The 26,351-nt window shown below is 72.0% G+C and carries 25 protein-coding genes; 14 read left to right on the top strand and 11 right to left on the bottom strand.

Going from position 1 to position 26,351, the window contains the following annotated elements; genetic code table 11:
- Positions 1-7: 7 nt before the first annotated feature.
- Positions 8-583: an ester cyclase gene (locus ABD284_RS16390; RefSeq protein WP_344144259.1), complete on the bottom strand. Its 576-nt coding sequence runs from the start codon at positions 581-583 to the stop codon at positions 8-10.
- 467 nt (positions 584-1,050) lie between these two features.
- On the opposite strand from ABD284_RS16390, the gene ABD284_RS16385 reads away from it, so the two are divergent.
- The 6 genes from ABD284_RS16385 to rfbA all read left to right on the top strand — a co-directional run bounded on the left by ABD284_RS16385 (position 1,051) and on the right by rfbA (position 6,773).
- Complete coding sequence (locus ABD284_RS16385; protein WP_344144257.1) at positions 1,051-2,271, top strand: nucleotide disphospho-sugar-binding domain-containing protein; 1,221 nt, start codon at positions 1,051-1,053, stop codon at positions 2,269-2,271.
- Complete coding sequence (locus ABD284_RS16380; protein WP_344144253.1) at positions 2,268-2,759, top strand: VOC family protein; 492 nt, start codon at positions 2,268-2,270, stop codon at positions 2,757-2,759. Before ABD284_RS16385 ends, ABD284_RS16380 begins: the two co-directional genes overlap by 4 nt.
- A 149-nt stretch (positions 2,760-2,908) precedes the next feature.
- Positions 2,909-4,183 (top strand): beta-ketoacyl-[acyl-carrier-protein] synthase family protein, encoded by a 1,275-nt coding sequence (locus tag ABD284_RS16375; RefSeq protein WP_344144251.1) that lies wholly within the window; start codon positions 2,909-2,911, stop codon positions 4,181-4,183.
- Positions 4,180-5,406: a ketosynthase chain-length factor gene (locus ABD284_RS16370; RefSeq protein ID WP_344144249.1), complete on the top strand. Its 1,227-nt coding sequence runs from the start codon at positions 4,180-4,182 to the stop codon at positions 5,404-5,406. Before ABD284_RS16375 ends, ABD284_RS16370 begins: the two co-directional genes overlap by 4 nt.
- A gap of 229 nt (positions 5,407-5,635) precedes the next feature.
- Positions 5,636-5,887, top strand: a complete 252-nt coding sequence (locus ABD284_RS16365; protein ID WP_344144246.1) for an acyl carrier protein — start codon at positions 5,636-5,638, stop codon at positions 5,885-5,887.
- Positions 5,888-5,909: 22 nt separating this feature from the next.
- Entirely contained in the window at positions 5,910-6,773 is an 864-nt protein-coding gene (gene rfbA, locus ABD284_RS16360) for a glucose-1-phosphate thymidylyltransferase RfbA (RefSeq protein ID WP_344144244.1), read from the top strand.
- Between the two features lie 262 nt (positions 6,774-7,035).
- On the opposite strand, the gene ABD284_RS16355 is transcribed toward rfbA, so the two are convergent.
- The 8 genes from ABD284_RS16355 to ABD284_RS16320 form a co-directional block, all read right to left on the bottom strand.
- The gene (locus tag ABD284_RS16355; RefSeq protein WP_344144242.1) at positions 7,036-7,500 is read right to left on the bottom strand and encodes an anthrone oxygenase family protein; all 465 of its coding nucleotides are present in this window, start codon (positions 7,498-7,500) and stop codon (positions 7,036-7,038) included.
- A gap of 46 nt (positions 7,501-7,546) precedes the next feature.
- Positions 7,547-7,888, bottom strand: a complete 342-nt coding sequence (locus ABD284_RS16350; protein WP_344144239.1) for a TcmI family type II polyketide cyclase — start codon at positions 7,886-7,888, stop codon at positions 7,547-7,549.
- Between the two features lie 34 nt (positions 7,889-7,922).
- Positions 7,923-9,203, bottom strand: coding sequence for a methyltransferase domain-containing protein (locus ABD284_RS16345; protein ID WP_344144236.1), 1,281 nt, complete (start codon positions 9,201-9,203; stop codon positions 7,923-7,925).
- Positions 9,204-9,227: 24 nt separating this feature from the next.
- Positions 9,228-10,595: an acetyl-CoA carboxylase biotin carboxylase subunit gene (locus ABD284_RS16340; RefSeq protein WP_344144233.1), complete on the bottom strand. Its 1,368-nt coding sequence runs from the start codon at positions 10,593-10,595 to the stop codon at positions 9,228-9,230.
- Between the two features lie 28 nt (positions 10,596-10,623).
- On the bottom strand, positions 10,624-11,160 hold the full coding sequence (locus ABD284_RS16335; protein ID WP_344144232.1) for an acetyl-CoA carboxylase: 537 nt from the start codon (positions 11,158-11,160) through the stop codon (positions 10,624-10,626).
- A complete protein-coding gene (gene accA / locus ABD284_RS16330) occupies positions 11,157-12,845 on the bottom strand; it encodes an acetyl-CoA carboxylase carboxyl transferase subunit alpha (protein WP_344144231.1) in 1,689 nt (562 codons plus the stop codon). The genes ABD284_RS16335 and accA overlap by 4 nt, the downstream gene beginning before the upstream one ends.
- Positions 12,842-13,336 (bottom strand): SRPBCC family protein, encoded by a 495-nt coding sequence (locus tag ABD284_RS16325; RefSeq protein WP_344144229.1) that lies wholly within the window; start codon positions 13,334-13,336, stop codon positions 12,842-12,844. Before ABD284_RS16325 ends, accA begins: the two co-directional genes overlap by 4 nt.
- A 97-nt stretch (positions 13,337-13,433) precedes the next feature.
- On the bottom strand, positions 13,434-13,871 hold the full coding sequence (locus tag ABD284_RS16320) for a cupin domain-containing protein (protein ID WP_344144227.1): 438 nt from the start codon (positions 13,869-13,871) through the stop codon (positions 13,434-13,436).
- 250 nt (positions 13,872-14,121) lie between these two features.
- Here ABD284_RS16320 and ABD284_RS16315 point away from each other — a divergent pair, with 250 nt between their 5' ends.
- Both ABD284_RS16315 and rfbB read left to right on the top strand, forming a co-directional pair.
- Positions 14,122-15,195: a class I SAM-dependent methyltransferase gene (locus ABD284_RS16315; protein WP_344144224.1), complete on the top strand. Its 1,074-nt coding sequence runs from the start codon at positions 14,122-14,124 to the stop codon at positions 15,193-15,195.
- 44 nt (positions 15,196-15,239) lie between these two features.
- Positions 15,240-16,253: a dTDP-glucose 4,6-dehydratase gene (rfbB, locus tag ABD284_RS16310; RefSeq protein ID WP_344144221.1), complete on the top strand. Its 1,014-nt coding sequence runs from the start codon at positions 15,240-15,242 to the stop codon at positions 16,251-16,253.
- Between the two features lie 113 nt (positions 16,254-16,366).
- Here the strand turns inward: rfbB and ABD284_RS16305 are convergent, their stop codons facing one another.
- Together ABD284_RS16305 and ABD284_RS16300 are read right to left on the bottom strand one after the other, a co-directional pair.
- Positions 16,367-17,395, bottom strand: coding sequence for an arabinan endo-1,5-alpha-L-arabinosidase (locus ABD284_RS16305; protein ID WP_344144218.1), 1,029 nt, complete (start codon positions 17,393-17,395; stop codon positions 16,367-16,369).
- A gap of 565 nt (positions 17,396-17,960) precedes the next feature.
- Positions 17,961-19,445 carry an amidohydrolase family protein gene (locus ABD284_RS16300; RefSeq protein ID WP_344144216.1) on the bottom strand — a complete coding sequence of 495 codons (1,485 nt, stop codon included), beginning with the start codon at positions 19,443-19,445 and terminating at the stop codon, positions 17,961-17,963.
- A 244-nt stretch (positions 19,446-19,689) separates the two neighbouring features.
- On the opposite strand from ABD284_RS16300, the gene ABD284_RS16295 reads away from it, so the two are divergent.
- The 6 genes from ABD284_RS16295 to ABD284_RS16270 all read left to right on the top strand — a co-directional run bounded on the left by ABD284_RS16295 (position 19,690) and on the right by ABD284_RS16270 (position 26,175).
- Complete coding sequence (locus ABD284_RS16295; protein WP_344144214.1) at positions 19,690-20,868, top strand: CaiB/BaiF CoA transferase family protein; 1,179 nt, start codon at positions 19,690-19,692, stop codon at positions 20,866-20,868.
- Positions 20,861-21,745, top strand: coding sequence for a citryl-CoA lyase (locus ABD284_RS16290; protein WP_344144212.1), 885 nt, complete (start codon positions 20,861-20,863; stop codon positions 21,743-21,745). Before ABD284_RS16295 ends, ABD284_RS16290 begins: the two co-directional genes overlap by 8 nt.
- Complete coding sequence (locus tag ABD284_RS16285) at positions 21,729-22,592, top strand: dioxygenase family protein (protein WP_344144211.1); 864 nt, start codon at positions 21,729-21,731, stop codon at positions 22,590-22,592. Before ABD284_RS16290 ends, ABD284_RS16285 begins: the two co-directional genes overlap by 17 nt.
- Positions 22,593-22,597: 5 nt before the next feature.
- The gene (locus tag ABD284_RS16280) at positions 22,598-23,104 is read left to right on the top strand and encodes a DoxX family protein (RefSeq protein WP_344144209.1); all 507 of its coding nucleotides are present in this window, start codon (positions 22,598-22,600) and stop codon (positions 23,102-23,104) included.
- 171 nt (positions 23,105-23,275) lie between these two features.
- A complete protein-coding gene (locus tag ABD284_RS16275; RefSeq protein WP_344144207.1) occupies positions 23,276-24,088 on the top strand; it encodes an IclR family transcriptional regulator domain-containing protein in 813 nt (270 codons plus the stop codon).
- A 128-nt stretch (positions 24,089-24,216) separates the two neighbouring features.
- Entirely contained in the window at positions 24,217-26,175 is a 1,959-nt protein-coding gene (locus ABD284_RS16270; protein WP_344144205.1) for an aconitate hydratase, read from the top strand.
- Positions 26,176-26,351: the final 176 nt, after the last annotated feature.

Raw genomic sequence — 26,351 nt, 5'->3', positions numbered from 1 at the left:
CAAGGCCTCATTCGCTGCCGGAGGGTGCGGGCCGGTGATGATGGCCTTCCGCGATCGGGCCGCCCGCCCGCGCCTCGGCACGGCGGGCGCGGCGCAGTTCCAGCGCCATGCGCGCGAGATAGGCCGGAGTGGGCGGAACCCAGCGGAGCTGCTCCGCCATGCCGAGGTCGTCGCGGTTGGCCCAGTGGTCGGCGATCAGGCCCCCGGTCATCCGGCACAGGTGGGTCTGGGTGACGGCGAACCTGCGTCCCGTGGGCGGGAAGGCCGACTTGACGCGGCCGTCCTCGCCGTAGCTGTACATGGTGTTCACGTGGCGACCCGACATGGTTACGTGCACGACGACCATGTCGTCCTCCGCCACCACGTCGTGCACGGTCCAGTCGAGATCAGCGAACGCGCTGCGTAGCAGTACCGCGGTCGCGTGGGTGCCGGCCGGCCCCGGAACTCGGCAGGACCAGGGTTCGGTCCGGGCTTCGCGGTTGACCGCCTCCGGGTGGACGCGGGCCGCGAAATCCTCCAGCCCGCCCGAACGCATGGCGTCGAACCAGTTCAGGCAGACCGTCTTCACGTCGGCGGTGGTCATGTCCCTTCCCCTCCTGCCCCTCCTGCGGCGGTGACCGGCCGGGCGGGAGTACGGACTCCTGCTCCGACCTCCGTCCCACGCCGCAGAGCGGGAGCGAACTCGGTACGCCGGCCGGCGCAAACGGCCGGCGTCGTACAGCGGCGCCCGCTTTCGGGCTGCCGCCGATATCGTGCCGCCCGTCCTCGGACTGCGGTGGGTGGGCTCATCTCACCGTGCAGTTATCTTCCAACATAGGTTATCTTTCCAAGGGAAGACAATAGGCGTGCTATGCCACGAGATGTCAACCGTGCTACCGGCGAACATTCGGTAGAGCTGGAACGAAGAGCAGTACCCCGCCCTGCTGGGTCCGCCGAGGCGTCTTCAAGTACGCGTCGAGCGGGGCGCGAGCGGCGCCGGGCACGCTGGATCCGAACGCGTCCGCAGGAGGTGGCACCACCTCCTCCCGCGATCGATTGGCGGTCAGATCTTTGCGTGTACTGTTCAACGCTGCCCTGCAGCCATCACACCTCTTCCCCCTCATTCCGCTGGCGTGGGCGCTGCGCGCCGCCGGCCACGAGGTACGTATCGCCCACCATCCCTCGCTGGCCCCGCATGTGCAGGCCGCCGGGCTGACCTCCGTCGTGGTGGGCTCGGACCCGCGACTTGACGCGGGCATGCGCGAGCACGCCCAAGCCGGCGGTGCTTCCGCCGGAGACGGCGGGGGAACCGGCGACGAGGAGAACCGCACGTTCCACACCCGCATGGCCGTGGCGGTCTTCGCGAAGGCTGCCGCGTCAGTGGTCGACGAACTCGTCTCCTACGCCGAGCACTGGCGCCCCGACCTGATCGTCTTCGAGTGGCAGAGCTACGCCGGGCACCTGGCCGGCGAGATCCTGGGTATCCCGACCGTGCGCCACCTGTTCCCCGGCCCCGACCTGGCATCGGGCGTACCCGAGTGGCGCCGCATCGAGAGGCAGAGCCTTGAGGCGCTCTACCGCGAGTACGGGGTCGAGGAGGTCCGCCCCGACGGCGAGCTGACGATCGACCCCTGCCCGCCGACCCTGGGCTTCCCCGCGGCCGACGAACGGCGCCACCGGCCGGTTCGCTTCGTCGCCTACAACGGCACCGGGCAGGTGCACGAGTGGATGCTCGAGAAACCGTCGCGGCCGCGCGTCGCGGTGACCGTCGGCGGCACCTACCTGTGGATGACCGGCCACCTCTCCCCCGTCGGCAGGTTCGTCGACGCGCTCTCGACGCTGGACGCCGAGGTGATCGCGGCGATCCCGTCGGGCACCCGCGAGCTCGTACCCGAGGCCCCGGACAACGTGCGGTTCGTCGAGAACCTTCCCCTGGAACTGTTCCTGCCGGACTGCCAGCTGATCGTCAACCACGGGGGCGTGGGCACCGTGGCGACGTCCCTGGTCAGCGGCGTCCCACAGGTCATCAGCCCGCCCGAGGCCATGAACTACCCGCCCTTCCACAACGCCGCCCGGCTCACCGAGGCGGGCGCGGGCGCGCGCGTGGACGAGAACGCCTCCGTCGAGCGCATCCGCGAGACGATCGCCGAGGTGCTGCGGGATCCCTCCTATGCGTCCGCCGCCCGGCGGATCTCGCAGGAGGCCGCCGGGCGGCCCGTACCCGCCGACCTGGTCGCCGAACTGGAGGAGCTCGCCGGAGGGCCGGGCACCGGAAAGAGAGGCCGAGCGTGAGCACAGCGAGGACCGCCGACTTCGGAGTAGGGCTGGCCTCGGTGAACCATGTGGGCATCACCGTCGCCGACCTCGACCGTTCGATCGCCTTCTACCGCGCGCTGACCGGGCGCGAACCCGCCGGCCCCGTCGAACTACCCGATACCCCGGAGATGGCGCGGTGCATCGGCGTCGAGGACGCCGCTCTGCGCGCCGCGACCCTTCGGCTGCGCAACATCAACATCGATCTCGTCGAGTACCGGCGTCCCGCCTCGGGCCAGCGCCTCGCCGTCAACGCGCCCACGGCGGTGCACCTGTGCTTCGAGGTCGACGACTTCGACGGCGTCTACGAGCGGTTGAGCGCCGCGGGGATCGATTTCGCCGGCGAACCGCCGCCGGTCGGCCCCGAGCACGGCGTGCCCAAGACCGCCTACTTCACCGACCCCGACGGCGTGCACCTGGAGCTGATCCTGCCCGTGGGACCGCTGGTCCGCACCGGCGAAGGCTGAGCGCGACGGCCCGCAGGCAGCGTCGCCGGACGGCACAGGCCCCTCAAGCCGCCCTCCATCGCCGTTCGAGGCGCCGGTGCTCCGCTGGCTCGCAGGCGCGACAGACCACAGGCAAGACGCCCGCAACCGAGACGGACAGGTCGATAACCGTGTCACGAAGCGAACGAAGAGTCGTCATCACCGGAATGGGGGTCGTGGCTCCGGGCGGCATTGGCCGCAAGCGGTTCTGGCACCTCCTCACCTCCGGCCGCACCGCCACCCGCACGATCTCCTTCTTCGACCCAGACCCCTACCGCTCGCAGGTCGCCGCCGAGTGCGACTTCGCCCCCCGCGCCGAAGGGCTCGGCGCCCAGGAAGTGCGGCGCATGGACCGCGTCGCCCAGTTCGCCGCCGCCTGCACCGACCAGTGCCTGGCCGACAGCGGCCTGGAGTTCGAGGGCCTCCCGCCGCACCGCACGGGCACGAGCATCGGCACAGCCGTGGGCTGCACGATGAGCCTGGACGAGGAGTACCGCGTCGTCAGCGACTCGGGGGCCTCGTGGCTGGTCGACCACTCCTACGCGATTCCGCACCTCTACGACCAGTTCGTCCCCAGCTCGGTCGCCGCCGAGGTCGCGTGGCGCGCCGGAGCGGAGGGCCCCGCTGCCGTGGTCTCCACCGGCTGCACGTCGGGGCTGGACTCTGTGGGCCACGCCCGGGCCCTCATCCGCGAGGGGTCGGCCGACGTGATGATCGCCGGGGCCAGCGACGCGCCGATCTCGCCCATCACCGCCGCATGCTTCGACGCGATCAAGGCGACCACCCCTAGCAACGACGTCCCTGAGAGCGCCTCCCGCCCCTTCGACCGCAATCGCGACGGCTTCGTCCTGGGCGAGGGCGCAGCGGTGTTCGTCCTGGAGGAGCTCGAGCACGCCCGCCGGCGTGGCGCCGAGATCGTCGCCGAGGTTCGCGGTTTCGCCTCCCGCTGCAACGCCTTCCACATGACCGGGCTCCGGCCCGACGGCAAGGAGATGGCCGAGGCGATTCGCGCCTCCCTCGCCGAGGCGCGGGTGGCACCCGAGGACGTCGACTACGTCAACGCCCACGGCTCCGGCACCAAGCAGAACGACCGCCACGAGACCGCCGCTTTCAAGCGGGCGCTGGGAGAGCACGCCCGGCGTACTCCGATCAGCTCCGTCAAGTCGATGGTCGGCCACTCACTGGGCGCGATCGGATCCATCGAGATCGCCGCCTCGGCGCTGGCCATCGCCAACGACACCGTCCCGCCGACCGCCAACCTCACCGAGGCCGACCCCGAGTGCGACCTCGACTACGTCCCGCGCGAGGCACGCGAGCTTCCCACCGAGACCGTCCTCACCGTCGGCAGCGGATTCGGCGGGTTCCAGAGCGCCATGGTGCTCACGGCGCACGGAGGTGCGCAGTGAGTGGCGGGGCGGTGGTGACCGGCCTGGGCATCGTCGCCCCGAACGGTTTCGGAGCGGCGGACTACTGGGAGGCGACGCTGCACGGGCGAAGCGGGATCGGTCCGCTGACCCGCTTCGAAGCTGGAGGCTACCCCGCGCAGCTGGCCGGAGAGGTCCCCGATTTCGAGCCGGCCGACCATCTGCCACGCCGCCTCATCCCGCAGACCGACCACATGACGCGGCTGGCGCTGGTCGCCGCCGAATGGGCACTGGCCGACGCCGGGGCGGACCCGGCGCAGATGCCGGAATACGCCGCGGGTGTGACCACCGCAAGCGCCTCCGGCGGTTTCGAGTTCGGCCAGCGCGAGCTGGAGAAGCTCTGGAGCCGCGGCCCGGAGCACGTAAGCGCCTATCAGTCCTTCGCGTGGTTCTACGCCGTCAACACCGGCCAGATCTCCATCCGCCACGGTATGAAGGGTCCCAGCGGCGTGCTCGTCACCGAGCAGGCGGGCGGACTCGACGCCGTCGCCCAGGCGCGCCGCCACGTGCGCGACGGCACCGGGGTCGTCGTCACCGGCGGAGTGGACGCCTCCCTGTGCCCGTGGGGCTGGACGGCCCAGATCGCTAGCGGCGGGCTGAGCGGGCGCCGCGATCCCGATCGCGCATACCTTCCCTTCGACGCCGACGCCTGCGGATACGTGCCGGGCGAGGGCGGCGCGATCCTGACGGTCGAGGACCCGCGGTCCGCCGCCAGGCGCGGTGGATGCCGCGCATACGGCGAGATCGCGGGGTACGGCGCGACGTTCGACCCACCACCGTGGTCGGATCGGGAACCGGGACTGCGGCGAGCGATCGAGACCGCCCTCGCCGACGCCGGCGCCGGCCCCGACGAGGTCGATGCCGTCTTCGCCGACGCCGCCGGGCTGCCCGAAGCCGACCGGCGCGAGGCCGAGGCCGTAGACGCCGTGTTCGGCGGCCGCACGCGCCCGGTGCCCGTCACCGCGCCCAAGACCATGACCGGGCGGCTGTACTCCGGCGGCGCGGCGCTGGACACGGCCACAGCCCTGCTCGCGATGGCCGAGGACGTGGTGCCCCCCACGGTCAACGTCACCGACCCGGCGCCCTACTGCGACCTCGATCTGGTGATCGGCGAGCCGCGGAACACCTCCCTGCACACCTGCCTGGTCCTCGCCCGGGGATACGGCGGTTTCAACTCGGCGCTGGTACTGCGCCGTGCCGAGTAGCGCCCGCGTCGGTGCGCGCCGCCATGCGGCGCGGGCCCTCCGGGCGGCAGGACGCCGGTCAGGGATCGGCCGCTGAAGGCAGCTCCCCCGTACCGGCGCCGCCTGTCCGAGGGCGGGGCGCATACCGTCCGCACCGCCCTCCGTACAACCGCATACCGGAACCGACCAGCGAAGGCGGGTCGCGGGCCGCGGGTCCGTGACCGGTCAGGCAACGGAAAGGATCGCAGACATGTCGAGTTTCACCATGGAGGACTTCACCCGTCTGCTGCGCGAGTGCGCCGGAGAGGCCGAGGGCACGCAGACCGACGCCATGGCGGAAACCAGTTTCGAAGAGCTCGGCTACGACTCCATCGCCCTGCTGGAGGTCGCCGCGCGCATCCAGCAGGAGTACGGCGTCCGGATCGAGGAGGAGGCCCTGCCCGACCTGGACACCCCCCGCATGCTCGTCGACCACGTGAACCGGCTTCCGCACCGGGCGTGACGAAGGGCGTTGGGAAGAGCCTATGCGCGGCATCGTCCTCGCCGGCGGCACCGGCTCGCGGTTGTGGCCCCTCACCCGGGCCATGTCCAAGCAGCTCATGCCGGTCTTCGACAAACCGATGGTTTACTATCCGGTGTCCACTCTGCTGATGGCGGGGGTCCGCGAGATCCTCGTCATCACACTCCCCGATGAGCAGGAGCAGTTCCGGCGCCTGCTGGGCGACGGCTCGCACCTGGGCATCTCGATCGAGTACGCGGTGCAGCCGCGCCCGGAGGGCATCGCCCAGGCGTTTCTGATCGCCGCCGATTTCATCGGCGGCGAGCCGGTCGCCCTGGTCCTCGGCGACAACATCTTCTTCGGCTCAGGACTCGGCCGCCGACTGCGCGACCACGCCGGCGAGCACGGCGGAAGGATCTTCGCCTACCCGGTGGCCCGTCCCGAGGCCTACGGTGTGGTCGAGTTCGACGAGCGGCATCGCGCGGTCTCCATCGAGGAGAAGCCGGAGCGGCCGCGGTCGCGCTACGTCGTACCCGGCTTGTACTTCTACGACGGCCGGGTAGTCGACATCGTACGCGGCCTCTCGCCCAGCGGCCGGGGCGAACTGGAGGTCAGCGACATCAACCAGCACTACCTGCGCCGCGGTGAGCTGCACGTGTCGCCGCTGGGCCGCGGGACGGCCTGGCTCGACACAGGGACGTTCACGTCGCTGATGCAGGCCGGCGAGTTCGTCCGGGTCATCGAAGAACGCCAGGGCATGAAGATCGGGTGTGTGGAGGAGGTCGCCTGGCGCCAGGGCCTCATCGACGACGAGCAGGTGCGGACGCTGGCCGAGCCGCTGCGCAAGAGCGGCTACGGCGGCTACCTGCTGGATCTGCTGGAGGAATAGGAGCCCGCCCGCTGCGCGGGACCCCGGCGACGGGGCGGCCGGTGACTCCGGCCGCCCCGTCGCCGCGCCGGGAACCCCTCGGCCGGGGCGCAGCCGCCCGTCGACCCGCCGCCGCAACGGCGGTACGTATCCCGGCGCGCCGCGGCGCCCGACTCCTGCCCGAACACCCGCGCAACCGCAGCAGGGCGGCTCTCCCGCGTCGTCGCGGGAGAGCCGCCCTGCCGGCGCGTGTCGAGGTGGGCGGGCAGGGTCCGCGGCCTGCTCAGGCGGTCACCAGTACCGCGGCGAGCGCCGCCGTGTACAGCAGAGCTCCGGCCTGGCCGCAGGAGACGCGGACGATGTGCCAGTTGCGCCAACGAGCCCGCAGCTCGCGCCAGTCGGGCCGCGGCGCTTCGGTGTCCATCCGCCCGATCGCGTCGTTGATCGGTCCGATCCGGCCGATGGACACCGCGACGACGCCGGCCAGCAGCAGCGCGCCGACCGCGTACATCGCGCGCCCGGCCGGGTCCTGGATCGCGAATGCGAGCACAGCCCCGCTGAGGACTGCCAGACCCACGCACACCGGCATCATCTTGTCCATGCGCCTGAGTACGAACGTGTTCACGGCGGGGTAGCGCTCGACCGGCTGACTCAGCAGCAGCGGCAGGATCACCACCGCTCCCACGAGCAGCGCGCCGGCGGCCAGCCCGCTGGAGAGCGACGCCAGTGCCATGAGGGTGACGCGCACTGCCACCTCCCTGTCTCGGCCGCCCCGGCGGAGCCGGGGCGGGGCTCTAGACCCAGCTGCGGTGGTAGAACTCCATGGCCTGGGAGTCTCCGACACCGCGCCAGTCGCTGACGATCGGGCTCATGTAGGGCGCGAGCTGCTCGTTGACCTCGCGGAACGCGGGTTCGCGATGCAGGGCGAGGACGCTTTCGCGGATGTCGTGCTCGGCCTGGATCAAGTGCATCGTCAGTCCCTGGTAGTGGAACAGCGTCCGGCTGGAGACGCCGACCCGCCGAGGAAGGTCGCTGCGGTCGTGCTCGGCGAAGAGCCGCGCGACGGTGTCGGCGTTGTCGGGGTCCATTCTGCTGACCATGAGGATGCGGTCGCCCATGATGTCCTCCCTCGTCATGTGGGTCGTGTCGCGTGCGGGCCGGCAGGGCGGATCAGGTCACGCTGTTCAGCGTCTCGACCGTGATCAGCCGGGGCCGCGGCAGCGGGTCGACGAAGGCGCCGCCGGCCTCCAGGTACGCCTTCTCGTTGCGGAGGATCTCCTCGCGGTAGGTGCGGGCGAGAAGCAGGTAGCAGTCCGGCGGAGCGGCGCCGGCCTCCTCGGGGGCCCGAACCGGGATGCGGGTGCCGGCGGTGAGTCTGCCCTGCTTGGCCGCGGTGGTGTCGACGCAGTAGGACACGTTGCCGGAGTCCAGGCCGCAGGCCGCGAGCAGCGTGGTCCCCTTGGCCGGGGCTCCATAGCCCGCTACCGTTCGTCCGGTGGCGGTGTAGCGCTGCACGAGCGAAGTGAGCGAGGTGACGGCCTCGCCGATTCCCGCGGTGAAGTTCCGAAAGCTTTCCGCACCGGTCAGCCCGGCGGTGCGCTCGTGTTCCAGCATGTCCGCCACTGTCGGGCTGGGCCCCCGGCCGCTCTGCTCGGGGGCGGCGAAGACCAGCAGCGACCCGCCGTGTACATGCACCCGGTCGGCGTCGACCAACCGCATTCCGTTGCGGCGGAACAGGTATTCGAGGGTGTGCAGCGAGAAGTACGACAGGTGCTCGTGGTAGATGGTGTCGAACTGGAGGCCCTCCAGGAGGTCGCCGAGGTAGGGCACCTCGAACGCGAAGACCCCCGAGTCCCCCAGCAGCACCCGAAGGCCGGCGAGAACGTCGCTCAAGTCGTCGACGTGGGCGAAGACGTGGCGCGCCAGCACCAGCCCGGCGGCGCCGTGCTGTGCGCGGACGCGCCGGGCGACCTCCTCGCCGAAGAAGTCGGTCCAGGTCTCCACGCCGTTCGCCCGGGCCGTCTCGGCGAGGTTGCGCGCCGGGTCGACGCCGAGCACCCGCATCCCCAGACGGGCGAAGTGGCGCAACTGGAGCCCGGTGTTGCTGCCGAACTCCACCACCAGGCTCGCGTTGGCCAGCCCGAACCGGCGCCGGCACTCGTCGGCGACCCAGCCCATGTGCTCGTCCATGGTGTCGGACTCGGAGGTCTCGTAGGCGTAGTCGCGGAATAGCCGCTCCGGGTCCACGGCGTGGCGCAGGCTCAACAGCCTGCAGGTGCGGCACACCCCGACCTCCAGCGGGTAGCGCTCGTCGTCGGCGGGGTCGGAGGCCGGGTCGACGAAGTCGTTGGCGAGCGGCATCAGTCCGAAGGAGTGCACCTCGGCCCAATCGTCGTCCCCGCAGACGCGGCACCGCTGCACACGGACCACCGGTGCATCGGGCGTGTTCATGGAATCCTCCTGGGTGTCATGGCATCAGCTGTGCGCGGCGGTTTGCTCGGAGGTCGTCATGTCCTGGATCAGGGAGGTGGTGTGCCGGCCGCCGCGGAAGACCGGGTCGGCCAGCACGTCGCGGAGGAAGCCGATGGTGGTGCACACCCCCGGGCCCTCGATGCGGAACTCGCCCAGTCGGCAGCGCAGGCGGTCCAGGGCCGCGGCGCGGTCGGGGCCCCAGGCGATCGTCTTGGCGAGCAGGGAGTCGTAGGAAGCGGGCATGCGGTAGCCCGCGTAGCCGTGGGTGTCGACCCGGACGAACGGGCCGCCGGGTGTGCGGAACTCCCGCAGCGTGCCCGGTGTGGGCACGAACCCGCGCTCGGGGTCCTCGGCGTTGACCCGGCATTCCACGGCGGCGCCGCGGAACTCCACGTCGGACTGGCGCATCGACAGCGGCTCACCGGACGCGACCCGCAACTGCTCACGAACCAGGTCCACGCCGGTGACCATCTCGGTTACCGGGTGCTCTACCTGGAGGCGGCAATTGATCTCGATGAAGTGGAAGTCGCCGTCCTCGTCGACGACGAACTCGAAGGTGCCGGCACCGACGTAGCCCACAGCCAGGGCCGCTTCGACAGCGACCTCGCCCATGCGCGCCGCGGTGGCACGATCCACACAGGTCGCGGGGGTCTCTTCGACGAGTTTCTGGTGGCGCCGCTGCACCGAGCAGTCGCGCTCGCCCAGGGCGACACCGTTTCCCCGGCCGTCGCAGAGGACCTGCACTTCCACGTGGCGGGCGGCCTCCACGTAGCGCTCCAGATAGACACGGCTGTCGCGAAAGAAGGCCCAGGCGTTGGAGCGCGTCTCCTGGTAGGCGCGCTCGATGTCGCCGGCCGAGCGCACCACCCGCATACCGCGGCCGCCTCCTCCGGCGGACGCCTTGATGATGACGGGGTAGCCGACCCGATCGGCGACCCTCTTGGCTTCGTCGGCGGTCTCCACCGCGTCCCCGCTGCCGGGCAGCATCGGCACCCCGACCTCGCGCATCAGCGCTTTGGTGGAGGACTTGTCGGCGAGGTCGCGCATCACCGACGCCGACGGGCCCACGAACGCCAGGCCGTGGGACTCGCAGACCTCGGCGAAGTCGGCGACCTCGGAGAGGAAGCCGTAGCCGGGGTGGACGGCGTCGGCGCCCGACCACTGCGCCGCCTCGATGACCGCGGGGATGTTCAGGTAACTGCGTCCTGAAGCCGGGCCGATGCTGATGGCCCGGTCGGCCAGCTCGACCGCGGCCGAGTCGCGGTCGTCTGCGGCGTACACCACGACCGTGCGAATACCCAGTTCACGGCAGGTGCGGACGATTCGAAGCGCGATCTCACCGCGGTTGGCGACGAGCACGGTGTCGAACATGCCTTGCCTCCCCTTAGGGTGCCGCGGTTCACGCGGAGCCGGTGGTCTCGCCTGCGCCGCGGGGATCCTCGGCGGCTCCGCCCTCCCCCTCCCCTGGTCCGCCGGGCTCGATGGCCAGCAGGGACTGGCCGTACTCGACCGGCTCGGCGTCGTCGACCAGGACCTCGACCACACGTCCGGAGCAGTCGGCCTCCACGGAGGTCATCAGCTTCATGACCTCCAGGACCCCCACCTGGCGACCCTGCTCGACGAAGTCGCCCACCTCGGCGAACGGCGGGGCACCCGGGTCGGGCGAACGGTAGAACGTGCCCACCAGGGGTGCGGGGACGTAGTGCAGCTCCGAGTCGCCGGCCTGTGCCACGGGCTGCTCGGCGGCGAGGGCCGGAGGCGGCCCGGCACCGTTGCCGGACACCCCTTCCGCGACCTCCCACTCCAGTTCGACCGAGACGTCGCCGGCGCTCACGTGCAACCGCCGGACCGGTCCGGAGCCGGTCGCCACCATCCGCGGGACGTTCGCGCACACGGCCGCCAGCGCCTCGGAGTAGCGGTCCGGTTCCTCGCTCATCGCGCCGCCTCCTCTCGCGCTGTCGGTTCGATGGCGCCGAAGCGCCGGAAGCGAGTCCGGCGCTGGGATCGCCGTTCGTCCGGCCCCTGTGCGAGCAGGTCGCGGAGCGTGCACACGAGCGCGTCGCGCAACCCGGCACCCGCCCCAAGGCGATCTTGGTGGGCACCTCCCCGCGGCTCGGGCAGCACCGCGTCGACGACCCCCAGGCGCAGCAGTTCCCGGGCCTCCAGACCCAGCCGTTCGGCGGCCTGGGAGGCCGCCGAGCGGTCGTTCCACAGAATGGCGGCGCATCCCTCCGGGCTGATGACGGAGTAGGTGCCGTTCTCGCTGAGGATGACCCGGTCGGCGAGCCCGAGGGCCAGCGCGCCCCCGCTGCCGCCCTCGCCTGTGACGACGGCGACCGTGGGGACCGGCAGGCGCGCCATCTCGCTGAGGCTCTCGGCGATGCGGAGGGCCTGGCCCTGCTCTTCGGCCTCGACACCCGGGTAAGCGCCCGGGGTGTCGATGAGGGTGACGACGGGCAGGTCGAGCTTGCCGGCGAGCCGCATCAACCGCACCGCCTTCCGGTAGCCCGGCGGGGTGGCCATCGCGAAGTTCCGATCGCCCAGCTCGCGCGGGGTGTGGCCCTTCTCGGTGCCGATGACCATCACCGGAAGGCCGCCCAACCGACCGACGCCGCCCACGATCGCCGAGCAATCTGCGGCCGTGCGGTCGCCGTGCAGCTCGACGAACCCGTCGACGGCCACCGATATGTAGTCCAGCGTGGTGGGACGCTCCAGTTCGCGGGCCCCCAGCACCGCCGACCACGGGTCGCGCTCGGGCAGCAGCCGCGGGTCGCGCACGAGTGGATCCGCGGCCTGGGGCAGCACCGCGGGCGACGCGGAGCGCATCGAGAGCAGCCGGGCCAGGGTCGGCCGCAGCAGGGATCTGGGGACGATGCCGTCCACCAGCCCGTTGGCCGAGAGCGACTCGGCCACCTGGAACCCCTCCGGCAGCTCCTGGCGGATCGTCTGCTCGATGACGCGAGGGCCGGCGAAACCCATCCGGGCGCCGGGTTCGGCCAGGACCACATCGCAGGCCGTGGCGTAGGACGCGGCGACGCCGCCGTAGGTGGGGTCGGTGACCAGCGACACGGTCAGCACGCCCGCCTCGTCGAGCGAGGTGAGGGCGTCGCAGGTCTTGGCCATCTGCATCAACGCGATCGCGCCCTCCTGCATGCGTGCTCCGCCGGAGGCGGAGACGATCAGCAGGGGCGCCTGCTGGGCGAGCGCCGTCTCGGCCGCCGCGGTGATGGCCTCGCCCACGCCCGCGCCCAGACTGCCGCCCATGAACCGGAAGTCCATGACCGCCGTGACGACCGTGTGCCCCTCGACCGTGCCGACCGCGCAGAGCACGGCCTCGTCCAGACCGGTACGCTCCCGCGCTTGCGCGAGGCGATGCGGATAGGGCTTGGAGTCGACGAACTCCAGCGGGTCGATCTCGACGTCGGCGCAGGCGAGCGTTTTCCAACTCCCCTCGTCGAGGAGCTGCTCGGTGCGCTCGACGGCGCCCAGCGGGCCGTGCCAGCCGCATTCGGGGCACACGCTCAGCTCCCGCAGGAACCGGGGGCCGTACACGAGTTCCCGGCACTTCCGGCACACCACCCACGACGACGTCTCCTGGCGGGTGCGCGTGGACGCGGTCATCGCCGCTCCGCCTCCCGGGCCGCTGAGGGCTGCCGGGCCTCGCGCGCCTCGCGTTCAAGGCGATCGCGGATCGCGGCCATCTGGATGCGGGTGTTGCGGTTGAGCCGCTCGGTCATTCCCGCGTCGTCCAGCGGGGCGTCGGGCTTCATGGAGAAGTCCTGCATCCACCGCATCGCCACGCCGCCCTCGACCTCGTGGTAGGTCCAGGTGATGTCCATGTACTCGAACGGCCCGGTCTCCACGCGGTGGGCCCGGACCGTGCGCGTCTCGGGGTCGGGGATGCGGTCGGAGATCCAGCTCCACACCCGGCCCTGCTCGTCGGGGTGCAGCGTGAGACGGATCCGCAGCCGCTTACCGCCGTCCAGGGCCTCCAGGATGCGCGCCTCGGCGTACTCGGTGAACAGGTTCGGCCACGACTCGATGTCGTTCGTCCTGTCCCAGACGAGATCCATCGGGGCGTCGATGACGATGGTGTTGTCCGTACTGGCCATGATCGGTGCTCCGTTCATCATCCGACGGTGCGCTGCCGGCGCTGTCCGCCGGCAGCGTGTGCAGACGGGCGGCGGTGCCCGCGCGGCGCGGCGGGCCTCACCCCGGGCCGCCGACTCGCGGCACCTCCTCGCCCGGATTGGGCGGCGGCTCGGTGTCGACGTGGCCCAGCTCGGGACGCGGCGCCAGCGGGCCGATGCTGAAGACGGCGAACGCGCGCTCGACACCGGCGTTGGCGAAGCGGTGCCGCGTTCCCCGGCGCACCATCACCGACTCGTCGGCCTCCAGGCGCACCTGGGCGCCGTCCAGCAGCACCTCCAGCGATCCGCGGACGAGATAGACGAACTCGTCGGAGTAGGGGTGGTAGTGCTCGGCCACGTACTCGCCGGGGGCCAGGACCAGCGTGCCCATGAACCCGTCGGTGGCGTCCACGGACGCCGGGGTGAGTAGCGCCCGCAGTTCCCCGCCCTGGCGGCGGGTGGGCGCGACGGCGGCCTGGGCGACCTTGGCGGCCGCGGCGGCCTTGGTATCTGGCATTCCCGCTCCACATGCTGACCGGCCGGGCAAGGGGACCCGCCGCCGGATCTCGGGTGACTTGCGGTTTCCGACCATGGCCGCGGCGCCTCGAAGTCCTCTTGAGCATCGCTGAATCCCCCGGGCGAAGCGGCGACGGTCCCGGCGCCGCTTCCCGTTTCAGCACGGATCCAGCGGGATTCGAGAACCCGCCGCGACGCTGCGGAGCGTCCAGTGGAGAGAATCCCGGGTTCTGGAGAGGACGTCGAGTCGAATGGTGAGCGCCAGCGGATCCGCTGCCGGCCTGGACCGCCGGAAGCTGCACGCAATGATGCAGGCCTACAAGACGACGAGCCTGGTACGCACAGGCCTTGAGCTTGGTGTTTTCGATGCGCTCGCCGAGGCGCCGCTCGGCAGCGGAGAGGTAGCCCGGCGGCTGGGGACCGATGCGCGCGCGACACACATCCTGCTCAACGCGCTATGCGCCTTGGAGCTGCTGGAGACCGTTCCGGCGGCCGCCGATGCGGGCCGGGACGAAACGAGCGGCGAGGCGTTCCGGCTGGCCGCCGGGGCGGACGAACTCCTGGTCAGTTCCAGCCCGGCCTACTTCGGCGGGATGGTGCACGTGATCGCCAGCGACTGGGAGTGGGAGGCGCTGCGGCGCCTTCCTGAAGCGGTGCGCAGTGGCGGAACCGTGCTCGACGTCAACGCCGAGACCCCTGAGTACGCCTACTGGGAGGACTTCGCCGCCTACGCCGCGGCCATCGCGCGCCCCACGGCCGATGTCATGGCCGACACGCTGGAACCTTGGGCGCGCGGCCGCGACGAGCTGGACGTCCTCGACGTCGCCTGCGGGCACGGCGTCTACGGCTTCACTATGGCCGAACGCCACCCGCAGGCGCGGCTGTGGGGGCTGGACTGGCCGAACGTGGTCGAGGTCGCGGCGCGCCACGCGGAGGAACTGCAGGTGTCCGAGCGGACGCGGTTCATCACGGGAGACATGTTCGAAGCGCCGCTCGGCGGACCCTATGACCTGGTCACGGTCACCAACGTGCTGCACCACTTCTCCGAGGAGCGCGCCACCCAACTGCTCTCCCGGGTCGCCGGGGTGCTCAAGCCCGGAGGACGCGTAGCTATCGTCGGGTTCGTCCGCGACGACGAGCACCCTCCGGAACAGGACCCCGAGCCGCACCTGTTCTCCGTGCTGATGCTCGTGTGGACCAGCCTGGGCGAGGTCCACCCCGCATCGGCCTACGAGAAGATGCTCGCCGCGAGCGGGCTCTCCCACCTCGACCAGCAGACCGTACCCGGCCTGCCCTTCCACGTGATCATCGCAGAGCGCGCCTGAACCGGCGCTCCGCAGCAGAGCACGCATCCACTCAGGGAGGCCCGATGAGAATGCTGGTCACCGGCGGTGCCGGGTTCATAGGTTCGTGCTTCGTACGGACCCTCCTCGGCGAAGGCTATCCGGGCCTGGCCGGCACCCGTGCCACCGTCCTGGACGCGCTGGCCTATTCCGGAATCCGCGCCAACCTCGACGATGTCGCCGCCGATGCGCGGCTGTCCTTCGTCAAGGGCGACATTTGCGATGCCGCGCTCGTGGACGAGGTCGCGCCAGGCCACGACCTGATCGTGCACTTCGCGGCGCAGTCCCACGTGGACCGCTCGATCCTCGGCGCCGAGGAGTTCGCCCGCACCAACGTGCTGGGGACCCAGGTGCTGCTGGACGCCGCCCGGCGGCACCGCATCACCAGGTTCGTGCACGTGTCGACCGACGAGGTCTACGGTTCGACCGCCTCCGGCTCCTTCACCGAGCAGCAGCCGCTCGCGCCGAGCTCGCCTTACTCGGCTTCCAAAGCGGGCAGCGACCTGCTCGCCCAGGCCTATTCCTGCACGCACGGCCAGGACGTGGTCATCACCCGGTGCACGAACAACTACGGCCCCTACCAGTTCCCGGAGAAGGTCATCCCGCGGTTCGTCACCAATCTGCTCGACGGCGGCACCGTACCCCTCTACGGCGACGGCCGCCACGTCCGCGACTGGCTGCACGTCGACGACCATTGCCGCGCGGTCGCGCTGGCCGCCGTATACGGGCAGCCAGGCGCCGTCTACAACGTCGGCGGCGGCACCGAGCTGACCAACGCCGAGCTGACCGCCCGCCTCCTGGCGGCCTGCGGGGCGGGCTGGGACCGGGTGCGGCATGTGCCCGACCGCAAGGGCCACGACCGCCGCTACTCCCTGGACGACACGCGTATCCGCACCGAGCTGGGCTACCGGCCCCGCACCGGGTTCGAGGACGGGTTGCGCAGCACGGTCGGCTGGTACCGCGACCACCGGAACTGGTGGGAGCCGCTCAAGGAGGGCGCGAGCCAGCGGTCGGAGCCCCTGGCGCGGACGACTTCCTGAGAGCGGCTCGCGGCCGTGCCCGGACCGAGGGCGCGATGCCGCCGCTCCGGGCACAGGGAAGGGCGACGGCCGCGGGGCCGCGGTCCCGGGACCGCCGCCGCCCGTGGGGTGCGTCAGTGCGCGTAGGGCCAGCCGTCGCCGTCCCAGCCGAGCCAGTTGATGCCCAGCAGCGCGGTGCCGTCGTCGGCGTAGTAGTGGTAGGTGAGGATGTCGTTGTCGGAGTCGGCGAACACGTCCTGGTGGCCGGGGCCGTGGATGCCGCCGTGGCTCGCCATGATCTCGGTGCCGCCGCCCGAGGTCATCGCGGTGCCGTTCCGGTCGTAATAGGGGCCGGTGATGCTCGACGAGCGGCCCACCATGATCCGGTAGGTGCTGTCGGCGCCCTGGCAGCAGGCACCGAAGGACACGAACAGGTAGTACCGCCCGCCGTGCCGGAAGACGGTCGGAGCCTCGATCGAGTCCCCGCCGCGTCCGGCGATGGAGTGGAAGGCGTTGCCCAGGCGCAGGCCGGTCGCCGGGTCGATGCGGATCATCTTGATGCCCGACCAGTAGGAGCCGAAGGCCAGCCACCAGCGGCCGCCGGCGTCCACCTCCAGGTGCGGGTCGATGGCGTTGAAGTCGTCGGAGGTCCACGACTCCACGACCACGCCCTCGTTGGTCCAGCTTCCCGACGCGCCGCTGGTGCTGGTCGCCAAGAAGATCGCCGAGCGGTTGGAGCCGAACGTGGACGCCGAGTAGTAGAGGAGGTAGCGCCCGCCGATGTAGGAGATGTGCGGCGCCCAGAGGTTGCGGTCGCCGCCGGTGTACTCGGTCGTCCAGGGGGCGCCGCCGGGGAAGACCGTCCCCGCGTTGCTGAACGCGGTGCGGTCGCTCGACGTCTTCAGGGCGATGTCGGGCGCGGTGTGCGCGACGAGGTAGCCCCCGCCCGGCCGCTTGACGAAGCTGGGGTCGTGCACCCGGATGTCGCCGGTCACCGCACCGGGACCGGGGTAGTCGGCGGCGCTCAGGTCGGCGGCGGTGCCGCCGTGGCGCGAGGTGGTGTAGACGGTGCCCGCGGCGGCCGCGCCGCCGACGGCCAGCGCGGCGCCCAGCAGTCGGCGCCGCGACAGAGGTGCGGAGCGGGCTCGGGTGTGATCGGACATGGGGGACTCCTAGGGCTCGTGGTCGAGGGGGTCGGCCCTGATAGCGCTCCGGCGCCCGGGACCGCGGGGGGCGGTCCGCCGCCGGGGTGAGGATGTTAGCGCTCACATTTCGTGTTAGCGCTAACATTCAGCGTTGCGGTGGAGTTGTCGGAATCGGCCTGCTCGGAAACGGCTCCGCAGTGCGGACGGGGTGCCGGCCGCGGACCGCGCGACACGGATCTCGCGCCGCTGCTCAGCCTCGCGCGGCATGCCGCCGCAACCAAGGCGGACCCTGCGGACCGGGCACCTCTGACGGGACGTGCAGAGATCGCCCATGGGGACGATCATCAACACGTTTCGTAATTGTTTGGGCATCGTAGAGTAGCCGTTTCCCGCCCGTCAACCCCCGCAGTCCCCCGGATCGCCCGCCCCAACGGACTTCCACAACACCGCCCACAGGAGGGAAGGCCCCCCGGCCCGGGCCGACCGCCTTCGGAATCAGGCGCGCCCCCAGGCCCGCCGCACGGATGGGCCCGGCGGCAGCCGGCCGACCGCGGGCCCCTCGCCCGCTCCCCCGCGGCCGGGGCTACCTCTCGGTGGACGGCTCGCGGCCGCCTCGGGTGGAGGAGTCGCGGAAGTCGGTGTAGGTGTAGGGGTTGTCGAGGATCTTCGTGGGCGGGATGTCGGGGTTCATGCCCTCGTTCCAGGCATCGCCCACCTGGTCGCGCAGGTAGTCCAGGGTCGACTCGGCCATGCGGCGGGCGGCGGCCAGGTCGGCGTCGACCAGGCGGTGCTCGTACTTGACCACCCGCCCGTTGACCACGACGGTGTGCACGTCGGCGCGCTGGGCCTGGAAGGCGACGTGCCCGTAGGGGTTGAGCAGCGGGAACATCACGGGCGAGGCGTCGTTCTTGATCAGCACGACGTCGGCCTTCTTGCCGGGCTCCAGGCTGCCCACCGACCGGGAGAGCCCGAGGGCGCGCGCGCCGCCGCGCGTGGCCCAGTCGACGACGTGCTCGGCGCGCAGGGAGCTGTGCGTGACGGTCTCGCTGCGCCCGTGGGCCTCCAGGTGCTCGCGGGAGCGGTCGGCGCCCAGGGTGGCCCGCATCGCGCTGAACAGGTCGGCGCTCCACCACACGCCGGTGTCCATGGACAGCGATACCGGAATGCCGTGGCGACGCAGCCGCCAGGTGGGCGGGTAGCCCTGGCCGGCGCTCTGCTCGCTCTCGGTGGAGACCGAGACCGCCCCGCCGGTGGCCGCTATGCGCTGGTAGGAGTCCTCCGAGAGCGTGGCGGCGTGCACGTAGACGGTCCCCGGCCCCATGAACCCGTGCTCGTGCATGAGCCGGATCCCGGTGTCGCCGGTGGCGCCCCACACACCGGCGTGCGTGGTGACCTCGGCGCCCAGCTCCCGCGCGGCCTCGAAGGCGGGGCGCTCGGGGAACGCCTCGTCGCCGGTGACGTCGAAGGCGACCTGGAAACCGAGCATGTTGCCCCGCTTGCCGTGGATGCGCCGGTCGTAGAAGGCGCGGAACTCGGGCGAGGCCGCCCACTCCCAGGGCCCGGCGTGGATGTTGCCGTAGCCGAACACGTAGCGGCCCGGGACCGACTCCAGCGCGTCGAGGGCGGCGTCGGCGTGCTCGGTGGTGACCAGCCCGTGCGACCAGTCGGCCGTGGTGGTGACCCCGGCGTCGAGGGCCTCCCAGGCCCCCAGCATGTTCCCCGTGTGGATGTCCTGGGGCCGGAACCGGGAGCCCCACTCCAGGTAGTACCAGACGAAGTACTGCGACAGCGTCCAGTCGGCGCCGTAGCCGCGCATGACCGTCTGCCACATGTGCCGGTGGGTGTCGACCATGCCCGGCATGACGATGCCGCCGGACGCGTCGATCTCGTGGGCGGACTCCGGCGCCTCCAGCGCGGGGCCGACCGCCTCGATCCGCTCCCCGACCACCAGTACGTCGGTATCGGGGAGGGTCCGTCCGGTCCCGTCCATCACCAGGACCGTGCCGTTCCTGAAGACGACGGGTCTGCCCGGCTCGGGGGCCGGTCCGCGGGGGGTGTTCTCAGGCATGTGGCGACTCCCGTCAGACGAACGGACAATCGTCCGTCAGGCGATCAAGACATGCCTTAAGACTGATACTGCGCCGGGTGGCTTGTCAACGGCCCGCCGCACACCCGGCCGTCGGGTCCGCCTCGACCTTCGCAAAGCGCAGCCTGGGAACGGCCAGCGGCCTTGACAGACGGCACGCGCCGACCGAACCTGAATATCGGACGTTCGTCCGGACAGTGGACACTCGTCACACGAAAGGTCTTCGATGAACGACCCTACGGGAGGCCCGCTGTCGGGCCTGCTGGTCGCGGACTTCTCGCGGATCCTCGCGGGCCCGTACGCGACGATGCTGCTCGCCGACCTCGGCGCGGAGGTGGTCAAGGTCGAGTCTCCCGCCGGCGACGACACGCGGACCTGGTCGCCGCCCGCCCGCGGAGACCGGGCGACGTACTTCCTGTCGGTGAACAGGAACAAGCGGTCGGTGGCCCTGGACCTTGCGGATCCCGCGGACCTGGAGGCGGCGCGCGAGCTCGCCGGGCGGGCCGACGTGGTGATCGAGAACTTCCGGCCCGGCGGCCTCAAGCGCTTCGGCCTGGACTACGCGTCGGTCCGGGCGGGCAACCGCGGCGTGGTCTACGCCTCCATCTCCGGATTCGGCTCGGGCGAGGGCGCGGCCATCCCCGGCTACGACCTGATGGTCCAGGCGATCTCCGGCCTGATGAGCCTGACCGGCGACCCGGACGGGCCGCCCTTCCGCGCCGGGATCTCGGTGTTCGACGTGATCACCGGTCTGCACGCCGCGGTCGGCGTCCTGGCCGCCCTGCAGGAGCGCACCGCCTCGGGCGAAGGCCAGCACGTGGAGGTCAACCTGCTCTCCTCCGCGCTGTCGGGACTGGTCAACCAGTCGGGCGCCTACGCCGCCGGCGGCACCGTGCCCTACCGGATGGGCAACGCGCACCCGAGCCTGTTCCCCTACGAGCCGCTTCCCGCGGCCGACGGCGACCTCATCGTCATCGCGGGCAACGACGGCCAGTTCTCCCGCCTGTGCGAGGCGCTGGGCCGCCCCGACCTGGTCGGCGACCCCCGCTTCGCCCACAACCAGGACCGCACGGCCAACCGCGGCGAACTGCGCCCGCACCTGGTCGAGGCGCTCGCGGCCCGCACCAAGGCCGAGTGGTTCGAGATCCTCCTGGCCCACGGGGTGGCCTGCGCACCGATCAACACGGTCGACGAGGGGGTCTCCTTCGCCGAATCGCTGGGGCTGGAGCCGGTCGTGGTCGCGGGCGACGGCGAGGACGGGATCCCGGGTATACGCAACCCCATCACCATGTCGCGCAGCACGACCCGCTACGACCGCCCGCCGCCCCGGCTGGACGAGCACTCCGCGCAGATCCGCGCATGGCTGCGCGCCGACCGCGACGAACAGGAGGGCGGCCGTGGCTGAGAGCACCGACCGCGGCGAGCGCACCGGCGGCGCCGGAGGCGGGCACACGGACACCGGGGGCGCGGCGGGCGGCCTGTCCTTTCCCACCTCGCTCGGCACCTCCACCGAGTCCACGATCTCGCTGATGGGCCGGGACCTGGCCGAGGACCTCATGGGCAAGGTCGGCTTCGGCGAGCTCGTGCTGTGGATGGTCACCCAGCGGCGGCCCTCGCCCGGCCGGGTGCGGCTGTTCGAGGCGTGTCTGGTCGCCCTCGCCGACCACGGCTTCACCCCCACCGCGATCGCGGCCCGCCTCACCTACCTCAGCGCACCCGACTCCCTCCAGGGCGCCCTGGCCGCCGGCCTGCTCGGCGGCGGCTCGCGCTTCCTCGGCGTCACCGAGGACACCGGCCGGTTCCTGTCCGGCGTGCTGGAACGGCAGGGGCCACAGCCCGGCGACGAGGCCGGATGGGACGCCCTGGCCGAGGAGGTCGTCTCCCGCGAGCGGGCCGCCCGGCGGATCATCCCCGGTCTGGGCCACCCCGTGCACAAGGAGGGCGACCCCCGCACCCCCGCCCTGCTGCGGATCGCCGAGGAGGAAGGGCTTCGGGGCCCGCACCTGCGCCTGTTCGAGGCCATCGGCCGCACCCACGAGCGGGTACTCGGCCGCAGGCTGGTGCTCAACGGCGCCGGGGTGTGCGGTGCGGCGCTGGCCGACCTGGACCTGCCGCCCGACCTGCTGCGGGGCTTCGCGCTGCTGGCGCGGGCGGGCGGCCTGCTGGGGCAGCTCGCCGAGGAGCGGCGGCGCCCCATGGCGATGGACACCTACCTGCTCGTCGACCGCAACGCCACCTACACCGCACCGGAGGACGGAGACGACGATGCCGTACGCGACTGAGGAGAACATCACCGAGCTTGCGGCCGAGCGCTGGGCGACCGCGGAGCCCCCCAGGCTGGCCGAGCTGATGGGTGCCCTGGTCCGCCATCTGCACGCCTTCGCACGCGAGGTCCACCTCACCGAGGACGAGTGGGCGGCGGCGATGCACTGGCTCACCAGGACCGGGCAGATCAGCGACGACAAGCGCGAGGAGTTCATCCTCGCCTCCGACGTGCTGGGGCTGAGCATGCTCGTGGTGCAGATGAACAACCGGTTCGGCCCGGATGCCACCCCCGCCACCGTGCTGGGGCCCTTCTACATCGACGGCTCCCCCACCGCCCCGTTCGGCTGGGACATGTCCGACGGAGCCGAGGGGGTGCCGCTGTTCGTGCACGGCACCGTCCGCGACACCGGCGGCGCACCGGTGGGCGGCGCTGTGCTGGACGTGTGGCAGGCCGACTCCGACGGCGTCTACGAGGCCCAGCTCGGCGAGGTCGACGAGGCGCGGCTGCGCGCCAAGTACGCGTCCCGGCCGGACGGCACCTACTGCCTGCGCAGCGTCGTGCCCAAGGGCTACACCATCCCGATGGACGGACCCGTGGGCGAGCTGATCGAGCACACCCGCATCAGCCACTTCCGGCCCGCCCACATCCACTTCCTCATCGACGAGCCCGGCTACGAGAAGCTCGTCACCCACATCTTCGAGGCGCAGACCAGCTACCTCGACTCCGACGTGGTGTTCGGCACGAAGGAGGAGCTGATCGTGCCCTTCCACCACCACGAGTCGGGCGCCGCGCCCGACGGCACCCGGTTCGACACCCCCTTCGCCACCGCCGAGTTCGACTTCGTCCTGCAACCGAAGGAGTGATCGCGGTGGACGCGGGTCTGCTGCTGCTGCGCATCGCGCTGGCGGCCCTCCTGCTGGGCCACGCCGGGCAGAAGAGCCTGGGCTGGTTCCGCGGATCGGGCCTGGAGGGCACCGCCTCCATGTTCCACAACCTGGGCTTCCGGCCCGCCCGGACGATGGTGGTGGCGGCGTCGCTGTCGGAGACGGCGGGGGCCGCGCTGGTGCTGCTGGGCGCGGCCACACCGCTCGGGGCGGCCGTGGTCGTCGGCACCATGACCGTGGCGGCCGCCGCCAACGCCGACAAGGGGCTGTGGGCCCACCACGGCGGCTACGAGGTCGCGCTCGTCTACGCCCTGATCGGCGCGGCGCTCGGCTTCACCGGGCCCGGGGCCTACTCCGTCGACGCGCTGCTGGGCCAGGCCCGGCCCGCGGCGTGGGTCGGGGCGGGCGCGGTCGCGCTGGGCCTGGTTGCCGCGGCGCCGGTGCTGCTGCGGCGGCGCGCCCTGCTGCGCCGCACCGGAGCCCAGGGCTGAGCCCGGCCGGGGCGGCGCAAGCGTCCGCGGCCGGGGGCAGGCCGGCGGGGCGCCCGCCGCACCCGCATAGGCCCCCGACCTCGACCGTCGCCCGGAAGCGGGCGCTACGCTGAACCGGTGCCCCGCCGCCGGCTGAGACGCGCAACCGGGTGACATCCTGAGAGGTCGTTCATGCGTCGAGACACCACCCCCGAGTTCATCGAGGCGCTCGCGCGCGGACTCGACGTCCTGCGCTGCTTCGAGCCCGGACGGCCGTCGATGACGCTCTCGGAGCTGGCCGCGGCGACGGGCCTGGCCCGCCCCACGGTGCGGCGCATTCTGATCACCCTGGAGCAGCTGGGCTACGTGCGCAGCGTCGAGGGGGAGTTCTCCCTGACCCCGCGGGTGCTCGACCTGGGCATGGCCTACATCCGCTCGCAGAGCCTGTGGGACCTGGCCGTGCCGCACCTGCGGGACCTGGTCAAGCAGACCGGGGAGTCCTGCTCGATCGCGCAGCTGGACGGCTCGGACATCGTCTACGTGGCGCGGGTGGCGGTGCCCAAGCTCGTCACCCTCGCCGTCACCATCGGCACCCGGTTCCCCGCGCCGGCGACCTCGCTGGGCAAGGTGCTGCTGGCGGCGCTTTCGGCCGAGGAGCTCGACGCGGTCCTGGCCGAGCCCTCGCGCTCGGGAATCGAGCCGACCCACCGCCGCGACCGCGCGGAGCTCGACACGGTGCTCAGCAGGGTGCGGGCGCGCGGGTGGGCGCTCACCGACGAGGAGCTGGCGCTGGGCATCCGCTCGGTGGCCGCGCCGATCCGCGACGGCCGGGGCGCGGTGGTGGCCGCGGTCAACGTCAACGCCCACGCCGCCGAGACCTCCGTCGAGACGCTCACCGACCGCCACCTGCCGCTGCTGCTGGGCGCCGCCAGCGCGATCAGCGCCGACTGGGAGGCGTGGAAGGCCCACCCGATGGAGGTGCTCGCCCCGGAGACGGCCGGCTGAGCCGCGCCCGGCCCCCGGGCTCTCCCCCGGGCTCTCCCCCGCCCGTTCGCGGCCGTGCGTGTGCGCCGCGGACCGTTTGCCGCGCACGTGTGCGGTCAGCTTCGTTGTAGAGCGAGGGAAGGAGCGAGATGGGACGCGGTGTCGCACACAAGCTGATCGAGTCGCACCTGGTCGAAGGCGAGATGGTGCCCGGTCGTCCGATCGCGCTGAGCGTCGACCAGACGCTCACCCAGGACGCCACCGGGACCCTGGTGATGCAGGAGCTGGAGGCGCTGGGACTGGACCGGACACGGGCCGAGGTCAGCGTGCAGTACGTCGACCACAACCTCCTCCAGGCCGACGAGAAGAACGCCGAGGACCACGAGTTCCTGCAGTCGGCGGCGCGGCGCTACGGACTGTGGTACTCCAAGCCCGGCAACGGCGTCTCCCATCCCACCCACATGCAGCGCTTCGGCGTGCCCGGCAAGACGCTGGCCGGCTCCGACTCCCACACCTGCGCCGCGGGCTCACTGGGCATGCTGGCGGTCGGCGTCGGCGGGCTGGAGGTGGCCATGGCGATCGCCGGCCGCCCGCTGCGCATCCGGGCGCCGCAGATCTGGGGCGTGCGGCTCACCGGCGAGCTTCCGGAGTGGACCTCGGCCAAGGACGTCATCCTGGAGATGCTGCGGCGGCACGGCGTCAAGGGCGGGCTGAACCGCATCATCGAGTACCACGGCCCGGGGCTCGACACCCTGTCGGCGATGGACCGCCACGTCATCGCGAACATGGGCGCCGAGCTGGGCGCCACCACCACCGTCTTCCCCGCCGACGGCGCGGTGCGGGACTTCCTGCGCGCCGAGGGGCGCGAGGACGACTTCACCGAGCTGCTCGCCGACACCGACGCCGCCTACGACGTGACGGACGAGATCGACCTGTCCTCGGTCGAACCGCTGATCGCCCTGCCGTCGGCGCCCGACAAGGTCGTGCCGGTGCGCGAGGCGGCGGGCGAGAAGGTCGGCCAGGTCGTCATCGGCTCCTCGGCCAACCCCGGGCTGCGCGACTACGCCGTCGCCGCGGCCATGGTCAGGGGGCGCCAGACGGACAGCACCGTGAGCTTCGACGTCAACCCCTCCTCGCGCCAGATCTTCGCGGACCTGACGAAGACGGGTGCGACCGTCGACCTGATCGGCGCCGGCGCCCGCATCCACCAGGCGGGCTGCCTGGGCTGCATCGGCATGGGCCAGGCACCGGCGGTGGGCAGCAACTCGCTGCGCACGTTCCCGCGCAACTTCCCCGGTCGCTCGGGCACCAAGGAGGACTCGGTCTGGCTGTGCTCGCCGGAGACCGCGGCGGCGTCCGCGCTCGCCGGGGAGATCACCGACCCGCGCGACCTGGCCGAGCGGCTGGGCATCGCCTACCCCGAGCTGGAGCCGCCGGAGCGCTCCAGCGTCAACACGCGCATGCTGGTGCCCCCGCCGCCGCGGGAGGAGTCCCTGCGCGCCGAGCTGGTCAAGGGGCCCAACATCTCGGCGCTGCCGGACTTCCCGCCGCTGCCCGACCGCATCGAGGCGCCGGTGCTGCTCAAGGTGGGCGACGACGTGTCCACCGACGAGATCTCCCCGGCCGGCGCGGCGGCGCTGCCGTTCCGCTCCAACGTGCCCCGGCTGGCGGAGTTCACCTTCACCCGCATCGACGAGGACTACCCGAGGCGGGCGCACGACCTGGCCGACGGGCAGGGGCACTTCGTGATCGGGGGTGACAACTACGGCCAGGGCTCCTCCCGCGAGCACGCCGCCATCACCCCGCGCTTCCTCGGGCTGCGCGCCGTCGTGGCCCGGTCCTTCGCCCGGATCCACTGGCAGAACCTCGCCAACTTCGGCGTGCTGGCGCTGGAGTTCACCGACCCGGCCGACTACGACCGCATCGAGTCGGGCGACGTCCTCGTCCTCGACGGGCTCCGCGAGACCCTGCCCGCCGCGAGCGAGGTGGTGCTCCGCAACAAGACCCGGGACGAGGAGTACACCCTGCGACACCGGCTGTCGGCGCCCCAGGTGGAGTCCGTCCTGGCCGGCGGCCAGATCCCCCTCCTGGCCCGCGAACTGGAGTAGCGGCGGGACCCGCTGGGCCCTGCCGCGCGGCCCCTGCCGCGGCCGGACGGCCGCGGGGCGGCCCGCGGGTAGGCCGGCACCGGGAAGAGCGAGGCCGGGCCGGAGAGGAGCGCGAACACGACCGCGGTCCCGGCCGCCTACGAGCGGCGTGCGAACGGGGACGGGGCCGCCGGGCC

This window comes from Streptomonospora arabica, from assembly GCF_039531585.1.
GTDB lineage: Bacteria > Actinomycetota > Actinomycetes > Streptosporangiales > Streptosporangiaceae > Streptomonospora > Streptomonospora halophila.
This window is presented reverse-complemented; position numbering and strand designations above follow the sequence as displayed.